Here is an 18612-nt window from a genome sequence, read left to right on the forward strand (position 1 = left end):
TGTTTGCCGCAGTAAATCGCACCTATGGTCCTTGGAATGCAAATTCCAGCTCAGTATCCTTGAAGACTTCAGGTAAATAGTTCTGTATCAAACCAAGGTGGGCACCAATCCTTGTGGCTATGAGTGCTCCGGGTTTCCCGCGACGCTCACGACGTTGAGCAATAGTGATTCCGCTAAGTAACTGCCGCGCATTTTCTTCATTAAAGGAAAGACCGGGCCGCAGGATCATCGGTATTCCTTTGGCCTTGATCAGGGCCCCTCCACTCATGCCCTTTGGGCTTGGAGAGGTTTGCCACCTGCCGTCCATAAGTATCTGGTTTTCATATGCGAGAGCAATATGAGTTTTACGATCAAGGCCCAGCTTCAAATAATCTTCCTGACCAAGCTCGCGTGACGGAAAGCATTCCCTTTTTGCATTAGCTTGATTTCCTGCCGTATTAGACTTCTTCGAGCGAAAACCTGCGATCATATGGACACACCCAACGTCATCAGGCTGTTCTAAATCCAAATCTTCAAGTGTCAACGCAATTCGCTTGAACTCATCTGGCACTTCAGACTGTATGTGAAACACAGATGCATCGATAGGATCATCAGAGTGGTTCCCTGAACTCCCCCTGGGCGTGCTGAATCTATCGCCTGCAAAATGACTAAGCAACTCGCCTTTGGCAACAGCCATACACAGACGATGAGTACCAATATCATCGAACACATGTGACGCACTCATCACGAAGTATTCACCACCAATCTGAAAGGCGACCCCAGAACCTGTCTGATCCAGTCTGTTGCCTTTCAGAGTGTGGTATATCGGCAGTACCGCTGACTCTACCCTCTGAGGCAGATCCAGAGCCATTGCCGCTTGCCGCCCCACCAGCGCCAGGGCGAATTGAACTCCTGGATCATTTAAGTCGATGCCGACTTTCATTTTTAGCCCTTAAAATTTATTGGTCCTGCTTCCTGCAGCAGGCTCAAAAGAAAGCAACCTTTATGAAGGTGCCATCGAACATAGTCAAGGCGACGCGGCCCGAAGGGCCGCGCGCTCTTTTCTTGCGATCAGTGATTCCAGAACACATGGATTTCGCGGTAGCCGGTCTCAAGGGTGAACACGTCGCCGCCCAGCTCCATGTCACGGGCCATGGCTTCATAGTTGATGTAGTACGCCAGTGACTCTGGAATCTGGGTGGCTTCTTCGGTGAGCTGCTGCGCGTAGTCGGCGAGAGATTCATAGCTGCCGCAATAATCTTCTTCTGCAGCGCGGCGGGCTTCTTCGATGCTGGAGAAATGTCCGAGCAGCGCGCCACCGAACGCTGGGAATTCCTCGATGAAACAGGCGATGTCGTGGGCGGCTTCAATGCCTTCGTATTCGCCAAGCTGGTAGCCGCCGAAACCTTCGTAATCATGGATGGCGTATTCCTCGGCATCCGGCACGGGGGAAGCTGCCAGCATGGCGTTGATCTGCTCCTGTATGTCCTCAACCTCCTCGCTCGCGTCAATCCAGACGCCGTGGAGGTAGCCGCTGTTATAGGCAGCGAGATCGGCAACATAGATGCGGGGCGTGGTCGTCATGGCTTGGGCTCTCCTTTAGGGCTTGGGGTACATGTGCTGTGTGGTCCGCACATGACCCCTGCCCGTCGGCGAGACCGGGGAGGCAAAACGCAACGGGGCCGGTAAAGGGAGGGGAATCACCCGGCCTGCACAAACCCATGGCTGTTCATGGGTGCGGAAGGTCGGGGAAACCCTTTAACGGGGCGAAGCTTTACCCTTGCGTTGCGCCAGGGGCGGATGCCCCTTAGCGCTCTCTTTCGCGAAAGGGATCGTCACCGGATGGCCGGGACAATTGCCCTTCATTGGCCTGGTCGCGCGGGCACGCGCGATAGAGCCCGGCCTGCAGCGCGAAGCACAGCAGGTTCGCCTTAAGTCTCGTCACCATTTCGATGCGTTCTTTACTGTTCCTCTTCTCCTCCCCTCGTCTTCTTTCATCACACTTCCATGCGTCCTGATCTATGGGCTTTCGCATAGGCATCGTCACGTCGGTGCTGCAAGTCATGAATGACTCCTTCTCTGCCGTTGCGATCCGAACGGATGCAGCCGTGGTCATTGCCTGATGCGTGGGCAAGCGCCATGAGGCCGCGATGGGTGGCCGAAAAAAGCAGAGGAGCAAAGAAGATGAAACTGCTGACGATTTTTGAACTGGCCGCCAGACCTGAGAGCGAACTGCGCGCGTTGTACCGCGAGGCGTTCAATGCGGCGGCGCGTACCGACCGGACCGGCGAGGAACAGCGCAATGCCGTAGCCTCGCTGGCGAATATCCGGCGCGTGATGAACGCGAGAGGAATGCGCCCCTGATGCCTCGAAGCGGGAAGCGGCCCCGAAAGGGCCGCTTCTATTGTTGCAGTTTAGGCCTGAAGCCATGTGGCACTCATTACTGCGTTCCGTCAGTACCAGTGTTTTTGTGTTCTCTGAAACCAAGGCGCTGCACTTCCTCCAGAATGACCGCACCATGCTTTGCCTGCTTGATACTTACGTTACCGGATCGGCTCACCAGCTTACCAAGCGAAAAAGCGAGACTTCGCTGCCATGGCTGAAGGTTGTCAGTTTCTTTTGACCATTTGGAGATCTGGAACCATATATCAGCCGGTACGGCTGCAACCTGGTCAATCAGGCTTTGTTCGTGCTGATTGGGAGCACTTACACCCTGATTACCATTCGCCTGGCTTACCTTCCTGGATACATCGATGAGCTCATGCACCAGCGCAGGATCAGGACTGATTTTCAGGTCTTTAATTTTTTCCCAGCACTCTTTGCGTTTACACCACTCTGTCACGTTCTTGCCGTTTGGAGGGCTGACAATGACACGATGAATGGCCATGGATACATCACGAATTGTATTACGGAGCGCAACTGAGATGTCCTGATTTTTCCAGATGCTGTCTAGGTCAATTCGCTGGGATGTATTGTTGGATATCCAGGCGATTGTATATGTGACAATGTTTGCCTTATACCCACCAAAATTCTGATCACGGACGATGCGGTCAGCCCTGCTGAAAATAATGGCCTTGGCAATCAGATGCTCGAAATATCGGGCATCAACATCAACGCGCCCACGTTCCTTCAGTCTGATAGCGAAGTCATTGAAGTTCTTTTGTGCTCCCAGACTGACAATGTGGGGGAGCTGCATCCAGGTGTTTTCGTATTTCGCCAGGTCGGTCTTTGTAAATTTCTGACGCGTGGGGAACATCGCATCGAACTGGCGTTTCCTGGCAGGCGTGCCTTCTCTGGCCTTAGCGTCGAGATACTGCCCTCTTGCCCGCTCGTAAAACCATTTCGACTGCCTGCTGGAGCCATCAACGGCTGGAGCCCAGACTGTACGGGAGAGACCTTCGATTTCTACATGGAATGGGTCATTGGCGTAGAAATCGGCATCGTTAACCTTGTTCTGGCTGTTGGCAAATCGTGAGATTAGAGGAACGATATGCTCAAGATGTTCTTCAGGGATCACAGATATTTTTGCCTGAACAAAAATCCCCTGCAGATCAGCTTTGTCTTTCCGGGCAGTATAGTAAAGAGAGGCAGTGGTCTGACCGCCGTTCACGATCTGCAGATTGCGGATCTTTGAAATGGAGTACCCGTTCTCTTCGTCGAACTCGATATCATCAGCGGTTGCCGAAACACCGTTATTGTAGGCAAAGAAGCGATGAGGCTCCTCAAGGATAGTTTTCCTGATCCCTTTATTGACGTTGCCCCTGGCCTGCAGGAACGATCTGACGTTTCGCTCCAGCAGACGTGGTCCATATTTTTCGTAGATTCCTGCAAGTATTTCTCCGGGGATGACGGCGAGATAGCCTTTGTAATCTGATTTGGGATCAGCCAGCGAAAGACAGGGGATGTTCTGGCCAAATTCTTCAGGGAAGTTTATTTCAATCGGCTCGTATCTCCTCCCGGAACTCGCAAGGCGATAAAGGCGTGCAGCGTCCCAGACATGCAGCGTGACCGAGATATCTCCGCCCTCTTCCGGATGGAAGGCGTCCTGATTAACGATCCCGTCCGTCAGCAGGAAAATTCTGCAGCTGACAAGGCTGTCCTTGAGCTCATGAATTCTCTGAAAGGCATCGTAGCTTTCCGACGACTCTTCAAGGGTGCTGTGAAACCCTGTAAGCCCCTTGCGCAGGCAGGTTTCCGCCTGCCTGAAAGCCGCTTCGCACTGGGCCTTTGTGACCGTAACAGGGGGCGTCTGCTGGTTAAGCACAGATACAAAGATGTCTAAACAATCTTCGTCCTGATTTACGTTGTAGCCGTTGAGCTGCATCCCCCGGGACTTATAGAAGCAGACGTTTACGTCTTCGACCTCACCGGCTTCGATAAGATAATCCGCGACCATGCGCGTGAACTGGTCGACCTTGAATCCACCGTCTTCCGCATCACCGGCCCCTGCAAGAACCTCCTGCAACAGGCCCTCGCAGAATGAATTAAGTCCGTCCTTGTCATCCATCAGCAGGCCTCCCCGATTTTTACAGAAAGCTCTGAAAAGGGAACTTCATGGCTTCTGCATTGTGCAACTGAGATCGAGTACTTCACATCGCCGACGCCCAGGCGAATATCACTCTCACGGATTCTTGGGAAATCGTTCTCTACCAGAAAAACTGCAGATTCCCTTACCGCATAACCGGTGGGATCGTATTTCGCTCTGTGCGAGTCCACATATCCTGCTTCGATCAGAAGATTATCAAACTCTGAAAGAGCTCCCGACTGGAGTGAGAGGCTGGCTCTGATGCCATCAACAAGAGCCGGTAACGTCTCAGCCCCGCCCTCAATGAGAGCAACCGAAAGGTAATACAGGTAGAGTTTCCCTACAGTTGTCTCGTCAAGCTGCTGCTCGCTTGCGATCTGAAGTTTCTGATGCTGTTTTGAAGCACTGGTTTTCACTTCTACAGCTGCAGACCCAAACTGAAAGTCGTGCTGCCTGCTTCTGGGACCGGTCCACGCAAGCACCGCCTTTTCCAGACTGGCAGCAGAAGGGAAAACATGGTCTTTTAGGAATCGGAGCTCGCCGTACAGACCGCGCTGCGCTTCCTCTGAGAGACCGTCATCGCCCTGTTTTTCAAAGAACACCTGCCAGAGTCGGACACGGGTGAGAAAACCTGCAATAACCTCTTTCCTCCTGGCAAGAGAATGAAGCTTGCTGTAAAGGTCTTCCGCGATAGAGGCAAATATCTCGTTGTACCCGACAGCCGAAGAGGAAAGTATCAGGCTCGCGTGGTCCGGGAGTATTTCATCTCCCGTGATCAGAACCGTGAAATGCAGTCCCCGCGATACGGGGATGATATCGGGCAGTGGCGCGCTGTCTCTTGGGACCTCAAGTATGAAGGTACGCAGCATTGCGGGAGCCTTAACCCCGATAAACATGGGGCATATGGCATCCAGACCGACCAGGCGTTTAGCAGTGCCTGGTCCGGCCTTGTGGCTCGCAGATGCTTCAAGGTCAGTCCATAGATCCTTAAACATCGTCTTCGTCATCCCCATAGCGATCAAGCCAGTACTTGGTATTGACCTGATACTCAACGGTAGTTCTATTATTACTGGCGGGAAAACTCATGGCCATGCCAATGATGGGCATGTCTGTGAACCTCTTCCCCTCCAGCAACACTTTGCTGGAGTCCAGCGGATAAATCAGCAGGAGACCACGCTGAGGACTTCTTGCCCGGCGAATGAAGGGGCCGCTAGGAGAAGTGGGTGCGCCAGAATCGCCCTTATGCCTTGTTTCACCTTTTGCTTTGGCATCAACCGTCGCCGCCAGAGCGGAGGCAAATTGATCGCTGGTAAGATCTATGTATTGATCCTGAGGGCTGATGATGTTGGCTTTTTGCAGCCAGTAAAGGTCTTTATCTGGCTGAACGTCTTTACGTTCAATCAGCCCGGACTGGTGGCCGCCGATTGGAAGCCTGTTTTTGGCGGTGCCGCTGGATATCAGGACAACTGTCCAGTCTGTCAGTTCGCCAAAGTCATTGACCTTCTCAATGTACTTGCTGATGAGTTCCGGGTCAGCTCCCCGCGAGAACGGGTGAATCTTGAATCCAGCCAGGAATTTGTGAATTTGATCTGGTTTGACGTCATCCCACAGGTAGTTATTCTTCTGCTCGCTGGCTGACCCAAGCCCGCCAATCCATTCATCGACGTGTTTGAAATTATTTTCCTGTGTATTTTGATTTTTATCAAAAACAGTCGTCTGAGCCAGGCTGTCGGCGAATGTGACCCGCATTTTTTTGCCGCTTCTGATTTTGTTGGCGGCAGTGATACTCAGGCCGTTGGCATGTGTTCTGACCTTTAGACCGTAAGCCTCAGGATCAAGATTACTGAGTTCCATAAGCTTGAATTCGCGCTTAAGTTCTTCTGTCGCCACCGCGATATGCTGATACCAGCCTTCAATTTCCTCGGTAGTATAAAGACGGCACAAATCGAGATACCCCGGTCTGTATCCAAACCAGCGCCCCATCTGAAGCAGGGTGTCATAGTTTTTTGAAGGTCGGGTATAGTAGCTGACACTCAACCCATCGAGAGTAAGACCTCGGGACAGCTTGTCTCCTCCGACCGCGATAACATTCAATCCCTTCGGATGTTCCGCATAATCAAGAACACCTTCAGCCAGGCCATTGATCCCCCTGACCTGGATTTTCAGTGCAGCCTCTGTGAGCTCCTTTGCTACCTCGCTCCACTGGATAGGCGTTATCAGCGGATCACCTGTCAGTTCTATGATAGAGGCAGTTTTTACAACAAAATCTTTATCCCAGAGCTGCTCCAGCTCTGTCAGAAGCTCCTTCCATTGCGGCCCTGTGTTGAATTCGAGGGTTCTTTGGATACTGACAAGCTCATCTTTGACCAGACCGATAACCTGTTCCTGAACGTCGTTGAATCTGGTCACATGAATCAGCATTGTATTGTGAACATTCTTCTGTTCCCTGACACGGCGGGCCGCACAGGACAGAACGAACGTTCGGATTGCCTCAATCATTGAAGCAGGAAGGCCACCTACCGGAAGATGCTTTTTGTGTTTGGCAGGGAAATACTGCTCCGCATCTTCGGCGTGAATCACAAGAGGAAGGCTTTTGTCTACGGGAGCGAGACCGTCGATGCTTTCTGAAAGCCCGAAAACTTTTGTCGCCCCGATATAGTTATCTGGTGGATTTATATAATAGATAAAGTTTCGCGGGAACAGATCCTCGCCATATTTTGACTTATCACTATCTTCATCGGGAGGCAGAATAAAAATATTAGCAAAAGGTGTAGCTGTATACCCAATGTATGAACTCTGAGAAACCGTCTTGAGTATTTTCCTGATAGCCCGGTTGATGGCCGTAGGATTTTCTTCTGGATCTTTGGTATTTACGGAGGCGTTATCGGCTTCATCATCAAGCAGCAGCAGAGGGATACCGTTAACAATTTTCTCACCCGTTTCAGGATTAGTCTGCCCCTGCCCCTCGACCCATGTCAGTATGCGGTTGAGAACGGATGTGTTTTTCTTGACGACCAGAAGGAGAGGATTCCCTCCTAATTGGGAGTTTGACCCCTTCCTGGCCCTGAAGTCACCATCGTGAGCACTATATGTAAGAGGCTGAACAATCAGTTGACCGTGATCTTCAATTTTTCCTACGCCGATGCGGCTTCCATTCTCATGAAACTTTCCAAGTTCACTCTCAAAACCGAGGAACTCAGCGTCAAGGCGGGACTGCGTCTGGCTGCGCAGGTCGTTTGTCATGCCAGCCAGCACAATGATGAGCTTGTACCCGGCGTCGACGGCCTTACAGATAAGTCCTGTATAGTTTGCGGTTTTGCCTGACTGCACATCCCCGACAACCATACCGCGTCGGTCCCATGCACCTGGCTGCGCCGGGTTTCCAATGTCACCCAGGGTCGCATCTGTGACCTGATCCAGTTTCCCGGTAACAACAGAAGACCAGTTTTTTTCTTCTTCCAGGTACTGGCGATAACGCTTCCAGAACCCCCAGCTGATCTCGGTTTTGCGTTCAGGAAGCCAGTTCTTGTGTTTTTTGTCACGCAATACAGAGGGATCAGGCTGCCATACGCTGACCTGGCTGGAAATCTCCCGGAACAGCAGATTGCGGTCGATTTCCTCAGCCAGTCCCGCCGCTTCGAAAGCGTCGAGGAGTGCATTGATTTCTTTTGAAATTTTTTCAGAGGTAACGGTTTCTTCTTTTCGAAGCCTTTTCATGACCATTGACTTGACGTCATCGTATCCATACTGATCCATCTAAATACCTCCTTCGGGCTCTTCTCTAAAGGCTTCTATAAACTCAGGGTTCTGGCTGAATGGCTCCATCGTTGCGAGACGGTCAAATATTTCGTCCCGGCTGAAGCCATTCTTCTGAAATGAACTGTAAATCTTCTGCAGAAGAGGTCTGACTTCTGCGTATTTTGCGCCCTCAAGCGGGCTGCTCATTTTGTCTGGCTCTTCAGAACTGGTGATGATGATGTGAGACGCAGGGATGGTCTCCTCCAGCAGGCGCAGAATGGGCTCGATCCTGTCAGTCCCGATTTCGCGGAGGGAAGACTGAATAAGAGGATGCTCACGGTTTATCTCGTAGAAATATTTTCCGTGCCTGGTCTTTTGCTGCCATAGGAATACATGGTCCTGGGAAGACCTTCTGGCAATGACCTTTCCTCGATGGCGATAGATCTGGACGGCCTGCTCTCGCGTCAGCTTTGCGATTCTTTTCAGATCAGCGCGAAGGTAGCCCGGTGGCCTGGCCCGAGATTTCTTTACGTCGATCTGCCACTCATCGTCCATGTTGTTGGGCAGGTCGATCTGGATTCTTGCGAGCTTGTTGTGCTCTTCTTTCTGAAAACCAAGGCCGAGCCAGTCGCCAGGAACGAGCAGACGTTCATTCCGATAGATGTAGAAGCCCTGCTGTGCATTCCATCCCTGCGGACCTGCTGCAGCCCGGTGCTTCTCCTGAGCCAGCTTTGACTGATGTGGAAGCACGTAAGGCGTGACGGTGAGATGGGCACCTTTGCAGAAAAGCTTTTCTGAAGGGAGCTCCTGCGTTGCCCTCTCCCCCCGCAGGAACGGGTCCCAGGCCTCTATCTGGCGGCCATTGATGAAGATATTGATACCGCCCCGCTTCTCCAGGTAGCGGTGAAATACCATTGCAAGGTGCTCTTTGACCTCCTCAATGGCTTCCAGAAATCGGTTATAGGCGTTCTTGTCGTCAGTACGTGCGGACCCGGTAACCCGGTCCATTTCTTCCCACAGGACAATTGTCCCCTGCTGGCCTGTCTCTTCCCCTGCCTCTGTGAGCCGATGCTGATTGACCTTTTTGAGGAGACGCCACTCTCCGGCAGTGTTGATGTAATCAAGATCCCAGCAGCGGGCCACCAGGGCAGCATCTTTCGTCCTGCTGATAACCGACAGACGCCTGCACTGAGAGAAGGACGCTGTCTTGAGTCCCAGACCGAATCTGCCCAGATCGCCTGGCGCGCGGTCCTCCAGAGGACTTCTTGAGCCCGGCCTCATTGCCGCCACCAGCTCGGTCTCGGTCATTCCACTGCCATCGTCCCGGATGGATATGAAGGAATGAGCACCGTCCCATTCGAACCTGATCCAGACGTTCCTGGCTGATGCAGAAATGCAGTTATCAACAAGGTCAGCGACGGCAGTACGCAGGCTGTACCCGAAGGCCCTCAGTGACTCGACGAGAGCTGACGGCTCAGGCTCTGCAACATCGTAATCATCCGGTGACAGCTCAGTTATCGGAGCTTGTTCCTTTTTCACCCAGAAATCCTCTCAGCAGGTGCTCAACTGTTTCACTGCTTTTTGTTTCGCACTCCCAGATGGTGAGAGATTTCCATCCCAGATCTGAAAGCTGCTTCTTAACTGTTTCGTCACGGCGAACATTTGCTTCAAATTTTTTCGTCCAGAATTCCACTCTGGATTTTGGAACATAAGCAAATTTACAGCCCGGATGCCTGTGCCAGAAACAGCCATGAACGAAAATGGCAGCCCTGAATCGCTTCAGCACAATGTCGGGCTTTCCGGGTACGGCAGCGCTGTGGAGTCTGTATCGATACCCCATCCCATACAGCACTTTCCGCACCGCCAGCTCCGGAGTGGTATCCCGGGACTTGATACGGGACATGTTCCAGCTCCGCCTCTGACTGCTCAGCCGGTCCGCCATTGTCAGTCCTTAATACTTTCTAGAACATCTCTTACTATGATTGCAATTTTTAAAGCCAGGTATGCCGGAACGGCGTTTCCAACCTGATGGTACTGCTCAGTTCTGGGACCTTCAAAGAAGTAGTTGTCCGGGAATGTCTGCAACCTGGCTGCTTCACGCACTGTCAGGCTGCGGCACTGGGCAGGGTCATAATGTATAAAATAATGCCCGTCTTTCGATATATGGGAGGTTACGGTTGTCGAAGGTTTTTCAGCCAGCTGAACCCTGAAGCGGTCATTAAACATCTTCCCGCTGACGCCTACCGCTACATTTTTGTGTTTAGGCAAAAGCAGAGTTGGGAAGTCGGCAAGAACTGGTGAAACTTTGAATTTCTTGGCGTAAGAGGCAGCAAAGAGATACCGGTAAAGGTCATCTTTCATATGAGCACGCGCGTCATGGTGCGTCAGACTTATCAGTCGCTCATCGCCATACCAGTTGGTCAATGTCTCTGGCAGTGAATATCGTGTCGAAAACTTCTGAGATGGAAGACGATAGTCAGGAGAGATGTACTTTTCCATAATATCGGAAAGGGCGTAGTCTGAGCCGGTGGACATCCTGTACCACGGCGTAGCGCTTGCAGACCTGATGATCTGCTGCCAGCGTTCTGAGCTGTCGACGTCCTTCGTTACGCCGCTTCTCAGACGGGGCAGACCACCAATAATATCCCGGACACCTGGAGACTCTCGCCGCCTCAGAATGCCGGGTATAACTTTTATATCGCTTCTAATGCCGATGATAAAAACTCGGTGCCTGGCCTGAGGGATGCCGTACTCTTCTGCCTTGACGAGAAATGAAGCGGGATCAGCGTCCATACTGAACTCACCCTTTTCACTCAAGGAGTAAAGGCGATATGCAAGACCATTGTCGCTTTTGCCAACGGCGGATTTTGGATGCGTCAGATCGCGCAAGATTCTCTGAATTACGGGCTCGCCTTTCACGCTGGCGGAAAGCAGGCCCTTAACATTTTCCATCACAAATACAGGCGGCTTGTGATCGACGATAATTTTCAGGTACTCCCGGTACAGGAAGTGTCTTTTATCGTCTTCAAAGTCAGGCGAACCGCTCATTCTTGAACGCCCGACGAGAGAGTATGCCTGGCAGGGCGGCCCTCCAATCAGCGCCCACTTTTTCGTGCTGCCCAGTCGAGAGTTAATAATACTCTGAACAATGTCATGATTTTCTTCGCCCAGAGAAATACAGAGTGCTGACTTTTCCGCTTTCCCCCACTGCTCAGGATACTTCTTTATGAGCTCCTCTTTTGGAATTTCGCCACTGATGTATTGATAATATTCCTGCGGAGCTTTACCCCGCCCGAATGAGCGGAAGAAATGTCGGAGCGTAAGCGTCTTATGAGCAAACTCGTTGTGCTCTATGGACACAATGCTGTGAAAGGATGATGCTCCTTTGCCGTTGTGAAGAGCGGAGAAGCCTTCTCCCAACCCTCCAGGGCCTGCAAAGAGATCTACTATTGGGTAAGAAGTCTTGGTCACACTTGTTCCATATAAATCTTTAAATTGATCCGATCACTGGCTTGTGCCGTCTGGCCTCTACGCCTGCTTCGCCGGAGCCATCCGATGAGAGCCTGGGTCACGTCCGCCTGCTTTCAGTCTGCTGATCGATCCAGTTTTCTATAGCGTCTTTTCTGAACCGCCAGCTACCCCCAACCTTGAAGCCGGGAATCTTCCCATCGGCGGCCAGCCTATAGGCCGTCTTCTCCGCGAGCTTGAGGTACTCCGCGACTTCCTTCAGGGTCATAATTTCTTCAGGCATCACATCCGCCTCTGTCTTGACGACTGAGAGAATAGAGGAAAATCGGGGAATGGCCAATGAGAAATCAGGGCTTCATGCCCCTCACGGCAAGGGGCCTCTGGGCTCTCCCGGTGGAGGTCGGTTGATGTGCATTCGCCACAAGCTCGCCACAAATTCAAAACGACCGTCGCGGACAATGGCGGATTTCTGCGGGTTTCAGCATGTGGCATTTTGTGGCAAGGATTGAACTTTCAAAGAAAAAAGGGTCAGCCTGTGAAGACTAACCCCTAGATATTATTTACGGTTTCTATGGCGATCCCGGCAGGACTCGAACCTGCAACCCCCTGCTTAGAAGGCGGCAAAACATTTATCTATATCAGATACTTGTAATGCGCTCGCCACAAACTCGCCACAAAAATCAGCTTACATACATCCGGCTGACCGCTGCGCCAACCAAATCAGCGTCGCTTTCGTCGGTATTTTTCATGAGATGGGCATAGGTATTGAGCGTGATAGAAGGGTCTTTATGACCCATAAGCTTCTGGATTCTGGTGATAGCAATATTGTTGGCAATCAGCATCGACGCATAATAGTGCCGCAGGGCATACGGGTGATATTTGGGCCGGATAAATGTCTTTCCATTTTCTTCGACCTCCTGCAACAATCCAGCTTTTTCCATCATCGAAAACCAGGCGGCGTGACGGTAATTGCGAGTTGAAATCGGAGTATTGGAACGTGTGCCAAATATCAAATCATCTGGATTCCATTTTTCGCGTTTGGCGATAAACGAATGCAGGATATCCATGGTTTGCGGCTCTATTGGGATAATGCGCATTCCAGACTTCGTCTTCGGCTTGCCGATATAACCGGTTTTTTTCAGTGCTTGACTGACTCGGATAGCGTTGTTCATTACATCACGATGTGGGAGCGCAAGGTATTCTTGCGGACGCATACCAGAACCGACTGCTAGCCAGATCATCGGTCTGTAGATCTCCCATACCTTGGCGGTTCGCTTGTCCGAGGCTGCGGCCAGGTCATCGGTCGCTTTAAGCATCGCCTTCACTTCACCCGTCGTCGGAATATCGACCTCTTCATTCTCCAACTGAATCGTTACGCCCGACACCGGGTCTTGCAGCAGGATGTCACGGTCGATCAGTTCCTTGACCACAGAATGAAGACTTAACAATGTTTTTGAGGCCATATAACGGCTCGTGCGGCGCAACAGCCACGAACGGAATTTCACCACGTCAGCCTTGTTAAGCTCGTGAGGCCCCTTCCCCCAATCATATTCACACATCAGGTCGCCACGGACTTCGTAGAGCTGATAGGTGAACGCACTGACCGGAGGACGCCCGCCGCGGCCTTCATTGCGGCAGACGTCGAGCCACAGCCGAACGGCTGCATTCATGGTCTTGAATTCGGAGTCTTCCGGCTTGCGGGTTGACAGAGATTCGATGAATAGCTGCGCATCCTTTCGCCGGGGAAAAGTCTTATAACCGGACTTACCGTTCTTCTGAAGATAACGAACCTGATAGGTCGTTCCTTTTGCACCTGTTCTTTTTCGAATGTCGGACATGATTCTGGTTAGCGTACTTAGCTGTTCCGGTCAAATATTCCTTTTATTCTTTTAGGGGTTATATGCGCAGCATTTTGAGCCTCAACTTGGCAGGTATTGTAAATCTCGACCAGTAGATTTTTGTCGATCTTCAGGCGTCCGTCGATAGGATCGACAAAGAACGGCAATTTGCGTTTGCCGTGAGCGTCTGGATCGGCGGCCCGCTTGAGCTGTCGGTGGCTGAGCTCAATACCATTTTCAGCAAGTACGTTTCTGGCCTGCTCAAGATTCACATAACGAGGAAATACCATGATCGCATTCATCCCCCTTCACAGTGTTTGCGAGAAGTAAACGCATGGTCAAATTTTGTAGTCGTCGGCAGCGCTCTTATACGGGCCGTTGCTGTGCAGCTTGTTCACCGACTGGCCGCACCTGTTACGCGGCACGACTTCTTCACCAAACTCATTGACAGGATTTACGTACAAGGTGGCGTTTTTAAAGTGCTTTACGTTGTAGTCTTCCTCCAGCTCTTTGAGCTTTTCATAGAATGCTTGGCGCAATTGCGCGATGGTCATCTCTCCTCTGATTATGATCTGCATCCTATAAATCTCTTATGGGCGACAAATGAAATTGGTCTCAATAATTTTATAATGAGACCGAAGAGGTTTATTTTTACTTAATTTTTTACATTCTATGGTTGTGTATTTTTAAGCAGGCAACACCATGATCCGCCTCTGTCCGTTTAAGCCCCTTCGAGATCAAGAGGAAGCCGAGAGGAAGCCAACGAATAGGCTCCTCTTAAGCTGTAACCATGCCCCCTATGGAGGTGCCCCATGGTTGCCTACTACTCCACACAGGTTCTCTGCGAGCGCTTCCGTTGTTCAAGCCGGACGCTGTTTAGGCGCATGAGACGTGCCGTGAACCCATTCCCTGCACCCTGCATGAAGCATTTCGGGAGTTTCAATCTCTGGGACGCCGAAGAAGTGGCGTGCTGGGAACGACGCGAGCGGGAAAGGTGCGCCAATTCAATCACGGTTTAATGCAACCAAAAGCCATATCCATAATTCAACATACAACCTTATTGCAGCCTTATGCAGCCTTATGCAGCCTTATGTATATAACTCCTGATTACACATTTATCAGTAACTATTGCTCTCAGGGGGTGTTATCAAAGTATTTTCTGTACCAGACTTCCTGTGCGTATGGGGTGTTGGCCTGGCCTCTGGCGAGACGACATAATTGAGAGGATTGCTCTTCAGGATTTCTGCTCTTGCCGACTAGCGTCCAACTACCGTCTGCCGGATCAGAAAAGATCTCCATATCCCACGCATCATTGACCGCTGTGATGCCAGTGGGAGCCTCGGCCAGGAACACCACCAGAGACTTTTTCACGCTGGTGTGAAAGCCGCAGCTGGGCTCCTTCAAAAAGCCCTCCGGATCGCGTTCTGCTGCATAGGAATTGGAATTGTCCGTGGCAGCACCTGTCACGGCACTAAAGCCCAGCAGACTGCCAAAGGCAACGACTTTCAGAAGGTCTATGCGCGCCATGATCTTCACCTCTCGCAGGAAAGAATGGCGCTCAACAGCACATACGAAACGCCAGGATCTGGTAGTCGTCCTGACGTTTTCGAATCCTTCTTTTGCTTCACGCGATTTTACCGCTTCACTGCCAGCTGTAGCCTCGCTATGCCAGAAGGATAGCTATCCAGAGATGGTTAAATAAGGCTGCTCAGGCGCTTGCACCAGGCGCTGTAAGCCTCTTTCTGTTCAGCCAGATAGTCGTACTGGTCGTAGACCTGCCAACTGCCCGGCAGCTTGTGCCCGAGCATGATTTCGGCGATGTGTGGCTCGGTCAGCGTCGAGAAATTCGTCCGCGCGGTCTTGCGCAGGTCGTGAACTGACCAGTGCGCCATCTCGTATTTCTCGTGTCGGCGCAGCCACTGCATGATGTTGTATGGCAGTTGCAGGGGTGCCCCCGTCCCCATCGGTTCGTCTGTCCCACTGTTGGTAAACAGGTAGGAACTGCCCTTGCTCAAGTCGATAGCCTGCTGGATCAGAATTTCGGTCTCCGGAGTGATGGGACGCAGCAGCGCCTTCCCGGAGTTCTTGCCCAATTTGTGGTTGGCAGGAGGCACCGTCCAGACCATCGCCTTAAAATCAAAATGCCCCTTCTCACTCACGCGCAGCTCGCCGTTGCGGCAGCCATAGATCAGGCAGAGCTTTAAGAAAATCTTGTTCTTCGTCGCCATGCGTGATTGCTCGATGGCCTGCCACACGAGTCTGATTTCTTCCGGGGACAGGGAACGAGAGCCTGCGACCTTTCTGATTTGGAGGTCTTCCTTGGCGTTGATGTCGGAGAGCGGATGGCTGGGGATGAGCTGGCGCTTCACACCCCATTTGAGCATCTGCTTGGCATTGACCAGGATGCGGTCGGCGATTCCGGGTCTCACCTTCGCCTGATGCTCCAGCAGAGCCAGCCATTCGTGCAGGGTAACTTTGCCTGCCGGAAGATGGCCGATCTTGGGGAACACATGGATTTCGAAAGAGCGCAGGATTTCGTAATGGCCCTTCTTGTTGCCCTTGCAGTAGGCCGCATACCACTGGCGGAACAGGGACTCAATGGAGTCAGCCTGGAGGATGGCCTGCTTTTCCAGCTGCCTGACCACCCTGGGGTCATGTCCCTGCTCCAGTTGGGCACGCAGGCGCTGTGATTCCGCGCGTGCGTCTTTGAGTGTCATCAGGGGATAGGTGCCAAGATCAAGACGGCAGGGACGCGCGTCGTAGCGGAAACGCAGCTGGAAGGTGATTTTGCCCTTCGGCGTGATGCGCACGCTTAAACCGTCGCGGTCGGCCTTCTCTTCCCGGATCGCACGAGGTTTGCCGCTGTTGGCTTTGAGCCAGGTATCCGAGATTGCCATGAGCCCTCCCCGGATTTCGCGTACATAATTTTTCAAGGGTTCCGAAGGGCTGATTATGTACGCTGCTGTGTACATAAAACACGTGACTCAGCCTGTCTTCGGATGTCTTTGATTGTCGCGGGTGCTCAACGATTCTTAAATAAAATCAGTAGATTATTTGAGAATATGGCAGGGCCTGTCGCAGCCTGACTTAAAGGGTAAGGTCGGGGTGGGAAATAATGGCGAAAGTGCGGCGCTTCGCGACTTCGGCGGCCTGGTTGGTCATGGGAAATCGCCTGACTGGGGGATTCAAAAAGGGGCGATATCATACCTGAAGTTGGGCGGGGACCAAAATTTGATCCCCGCCGTTGGTCAATGACGGTCAATCAGGCGCGCTTTGCCTGATCCTCACAAAAGCCGTCAAGCGTTACAGGTGGACGGCCAGGCATATGAACGACGAGCTCCAGGGTGCCACCCAATGCTTCCACATAACTGCGCAGGGTCGAAATCAACATGTCACTGCGCTTCTCCACCTTGGATATGTTGCCCTGACGAATGTCCAGACGCTCTGCCAAACCTTCTTGAGTGAATTCGAGCTGTTTACGCAATGCCTGAAGCGTCATTTCTTCGCGAATCAATTGACGCCCCAGCTGCTCCACCCGCTCCCTGCGTTCAGGGGACAATCCGTTGATGACCTCATCAAGTGTCTTGGACATCTTTCTCTCCTCTCGACAGGTGATTCTCAAAGCGAGCGTCTGCTTGCTTGATCAACCCCTGATAAAACCTGTGCTCCCCGACACCGCACTTGTCACCTGCCACCAGGATGACTGCCTGACGGTCAGGATCAAAAGCAAATGCGACCCGCCAGACCGCATTGCGCCCAGTGAATCTCAACTCCTTCATGTTCGGATATCGGGATCCATTCAATGTATCGACATGAGGTCGCCCAAGCGCTGGCCCTGATGATTGCAGCAACCGCAGGTGACCCAGCATTCGCTCCTGAACGCTGTCATCCAACGCATCGAAATCGCTGATGAACTCCTCACAAAATCTGATCGTCCACGCCAACAAAATACCTCCAGAGGAATATTCCCTCAAGTAAATATTGAAAGAAACGAGAGGGGAATTTTGTCCATCAGCACAATTGGATTGATAGCAGGTAAACCAACGCCTTTACGTAGGAATAACGTTGTTTTCTCGTATGAAAAAACACCTCTCCCAGTGATTAACACTGGCCAAATGCCGCCTCAGATGGGAACCTTTACGCCCTCGGAGACGTCCACTCCCCTGCAACCCGCTTCGGTTGGGGACTGGTTTCATCAGCTTTTTCGGGCCCGACGGGGTTCGGCTCATGGCCTGATCGCAGCCTTCGGTTGCTTCACGCTGCTACTCGCGAACACACCACTCGCTGCCAGGTATGGCCGGCCAAAAAAAGAGTGTGCTCGCCGACAACACAAGGAGTCCGCCTGTGGCTACACGCTACGGAAAAGGGCTGTTGGGATGCGCCACCGTGCTCGTCATCCTGGCCCTGCTGATCCACTGGATCGGCATCGACACGATCGCGCGTTACCGCGACGATCTTGGGTTCTACCTGCAAGCGCACCTGATACTGGTGCTGGCTTCGATGGCGGCGGCGTTGGCCGTGGGCATCCCCGCTGGCATTGCGCTAAGTCGACCGCACCGGGTCGACAAAGCCGAGCGCTTCATGCAGTTCTTCAACGTTGGCAACACCATCCCCCCCCTGGCCGTTCTGGCCATCGCGCTCAGTATCCTGGGCATCGGCGCCGGGCCCGCGATCTTCGCGCTGTTCCTCGCCTCCCTCCTGCCCATCGTGCGCAACACTTACGAAGGCCTGAAAAACGTCCCCGCCTCGCTCAAGGAAGCCGCCACCGGCATCGGCATGACCCCGCGCCAGCAACTGTGGCAGGTGGAACTGCCCAATGCCGTGCCAATCATCGTCGGCGGTGTGCGTGTAGCCCTGGCGCTGAACGTGGGCACCGCACCCCTGGCATTCCTGATTGGCGCCAACAGCCTGGGCAGCCTGATTTTCCCTGGCATTGCCCTGAACAACCAGCCGCAGCTGCTGCTGGGCGCCGCGTGTACGGCGCTGCTGGCATTGCTGCTCGACGCCCTGGTGAGCTTCTCCAGCAAGCGCTGGCTGGAACGTGGCCTGGCCCAATAAGACGAG

19 protein-coding genes and 1 pseudogene are annotated in these 18612 nt (G+C 52.4%); 2 read left to right on the forward strand and 18 right to left on the reverse strand.

Going from position 1 to position 18612, the window contains the following annotated elements:
* Positions 1 to 22 precede the first annotated feature (22 nt).
* From AB7M33_RS04240 to AB7M33_RS04250, 3 genes are all read right to left on the reverse strand, one after another.
* Positions 23 to 922, reverse strand: coding sequence for a hypothetical protein (locus tag AB7M33_RS04240; RefSeq protein WP_454242473.1), 900 nt, complete (start codon positions 920 to 922; stop codon positions 23 to 25).
* A gap of 128 nt (positions 923 to 1050) precedes the next feature.
* Positions 1051 to 1563: an antirestriction protein ArdA gene (locus AB7M33_RS04245; RefSeq protein ID WP_454242474.1), complete on the reverse strand. Its 513-nt coding sequence runs from the start codon at positions 1561 to 1563 to the stop codon at positions 1051 to 1053.
* Between the two features lie 223 nt (positions 1564 to 1786).
* A complete protein-coding gene (locus tag AB7M33_RS04250) occupies positions 1787 to 2044 on the reverse strand; it encodes a hypothetical protein (RefSeq protein ID WP_454242475.1) in 258 nt (85 codons plus the stop codon).
* Between the two features lie 119 nt (positions 2045 to 2163).
* Between AB7M33_RS04250 and AB7M33_RS04255 the strand changes: the two genes are divergently transcribed.
* Positions 2164 to 2343 (forward strand): hypothetical protein, encoded by a 180-nt coding sequence (locus AB7M33_RS04255; protein WP_454242476.1) that lies wholly within the window; start codon positions 2164 to 2166, stop codon positions 2341 to 2343.
* Between the two features lie 76 nt (positions 2344 to 2419).
* Here the strand turns inward: AB7M33_RS04255 and AB7M33_RS04260 are convergent, their stop codons facing one another.
* From AB7M33_RS04260 to AB7M33_RS04330, 15 genes and pseudogenes are all read right to left on the reverse strand, one after another.
* The gene (locus tag AB7M33_RS04260) at positions 2420 to 4486 is read right to left on the reverse strand and encodes an AIPR family protein (protein WP_454242477.1); all 2067 of its coding nucleotides are present in this window, start codon (positions 4484 to 4486) and stop codon (positions 2420 to 2422) included.
* The gene (locus AB7M33_RS04265) at positions 4486 to 5511 is read right to left on the reverse strand and encodes a PD-(D/E)XK motif protein (RefSeq protein WP_454242478.1); all 1026 of its coding nucleotides are present in this window, start codon (positions 5509 to 5511) and stop codon (positions 4486 to 4488) included. The genes AB7M33_RS04260 and AB7M33_RS04265 overlap by 1 nt, the downstream gene beginning before the upstream one ends.
* A complete protein-coding gene (locus AB7M33_RS04270) occupies positions 5492 to 8260 on the reverse strand; it encodes a Z1 domain-containing protein (protein ID WP_454242479.1) in 2769 nt (922 codons plus the stop codon). Before AB7M33_RS04270 ends, AB7M33_RS04265 begins: the two co-directional genes overlap by 20 nt.
* On the reverse strand, positions 8261 to 9781 hold the full coding sequence (locus AB7M33_RS04275) for an ATP-binding protein (RefSeq protein WP_454242480.1): 1521 nt from the start codon (positions 9779 to 9781) through the stop codon (positions 8261 to 8263).
* A complete protein-coding gene (locus AB7M33_RS04280; RefSeq protein ID WP_454242481.1) occupies positions 9753 to 10184 on the reverse strand; it encodes a very short patch repair endonuclease in 432 nt (143 codons plus the stop codon). The genes AB7M33_RS04275 and AB7M33_RS04280 overlap by 29 nt, the downstream gene beginning before the upstream one ends.
* Positions 10185 to 10186: 2 nt before the next feature.
* Positions 10187 to 11713, reverse strand: coding sequence for a DNA cytosine methyltransferase (locus AB7M33_RS04285; RefSeq protein ID WP_454242482.1), 1527 nt, complete (start codon positions 11711 to 11713; stop codon positions 10187 to 10189).
* Between the two features lie 97 nt (positions 11714 to 11810).
* Entirely contained in the window at positions 11811 to 11993 is a 183-nt protein-coding gene (gene mads1 / locus AB7M33_RS04290; protein ID WP_454242483.1) for a methylation-associated defense system helix-turn-helix domain-containing protein MAD1, read from the reverse strand.
* Positions 11994 to 12390: 397 nt separating this feature from the next.
* Positions 12391 to 13548 carry a tyrosine-type recombinase/integrase gene (locus tag AB7M33_RS04295; protein ID WP_454242484.1) on the reverse strand — a complete coding sequence of 386 codons (1158 nt, stop codon included), beginning with the start codon at positions 13546 to 13548 and terminating at the stop codon, positions 12391 to 12393.
* A gap of 17 nt (positions 13549 to 13565) precedes the next feature.
* A complete protein-coding gene (locus AB7M33_RS04300; RefSeq protein ID WP_454242485.1) occupies positions 13566 to 13850 on the reverse strand; it encodes a hypothetical protein in 285 nt (94 codons plus the stop codon).
* A 36-nt stretch (positions 13851 to 13886) separates the two neighbouring features.
* A complete protein-coding gene (locus AB7M33_RS04305; RefSeq protein WP_454242486.1) occupies positions 13887 to 14102 on the reverse strand; it encodes a hypothetical protein in 216 nt (71 codons plus the stop codon).
* Between the two features lie 580 nt (positions 14103 to 14682).
* The gene (locus AB7M33_RS04310; protein ID WP_454242487.1) at positions 14683 to 15075 is read right to left on the reverse strand and encodes a hypothetical protein; all 393 of its coding nucleotides are present in this window, start codon (positions 15073 to 15075) and stop codon (positions 14683 to 14685) included.
* Between the two features lie 167 nt (positions 15076 to 15242).
* Positions 15243 to 16445, reverse strand: a complete 1203-nt coding sequence (locus AB7M33_RS04315) for a tyrosine-type recombinase/integrase (RefSeq protein ID WP_454242488.1) — start codon at positions 16443 to 16445, stop codon at positions 15243 to 15245.
* A 202-nt stretch (positions 16446 to 16647) separates the two neighbouring features.
* Positions 16648 to 16710: pseudogene (locus tag AB7M33_RS04320) on the reverse strand (hypothetical protein); the annotation flags it as partial.
* 100 nt (positions 16711 to 16810) lie between these two features.
* The gene (locus tag AB7M33_RS04325; protein WP_238210419.1) at positions 16811 to 17140 is read right to left on the reverse strand and encodes an XRE family transcriptional regulator; all 330 of its coding nucleotides are present in this window, start codon (positions 17138 to 17140) and stop codon (positions 16811 to 16813) included.
* Positions 17124 to 17492 carry a type II toxin-antitoxin system RelE/ParE family toxin gene (locus AB7M33_RS04330; RefSeq protein ID WP_186675578.1) on the reverse strand — a complete coding sequence of 123 codons (369 nt, stop codon included), beginning with the start codon at positions 17490 to 17492 and terminating at the stop codon, positions 17124 to 17126. The genes AB7M33_RS04325 and AB7M33_RS04330 overlap by 17 nt, the downstream gene beginning before the upstream one ends.
* Before the next feature lie 400 nt (positions 17493 to 17892).
* Here AB7M33_RS04330 and AB7M33_RS04335 point away from each other — a divergent pair, with 400 nt between their 5' ends.
* Entirely contained in the window at positions 17893 to 18606 is a 714-nt protein-coding gene (locus AB7M33_RS04335; RefSeq protein WP_027595567.1) for an ABC transporter permease, read from the forward strand.
* Positions 18607 to 18612 lie beyond the last annotated feature (6 nt).

The organism is Pseudomonas sp. Y3 TE3536, from assembly GCF_053629175.1.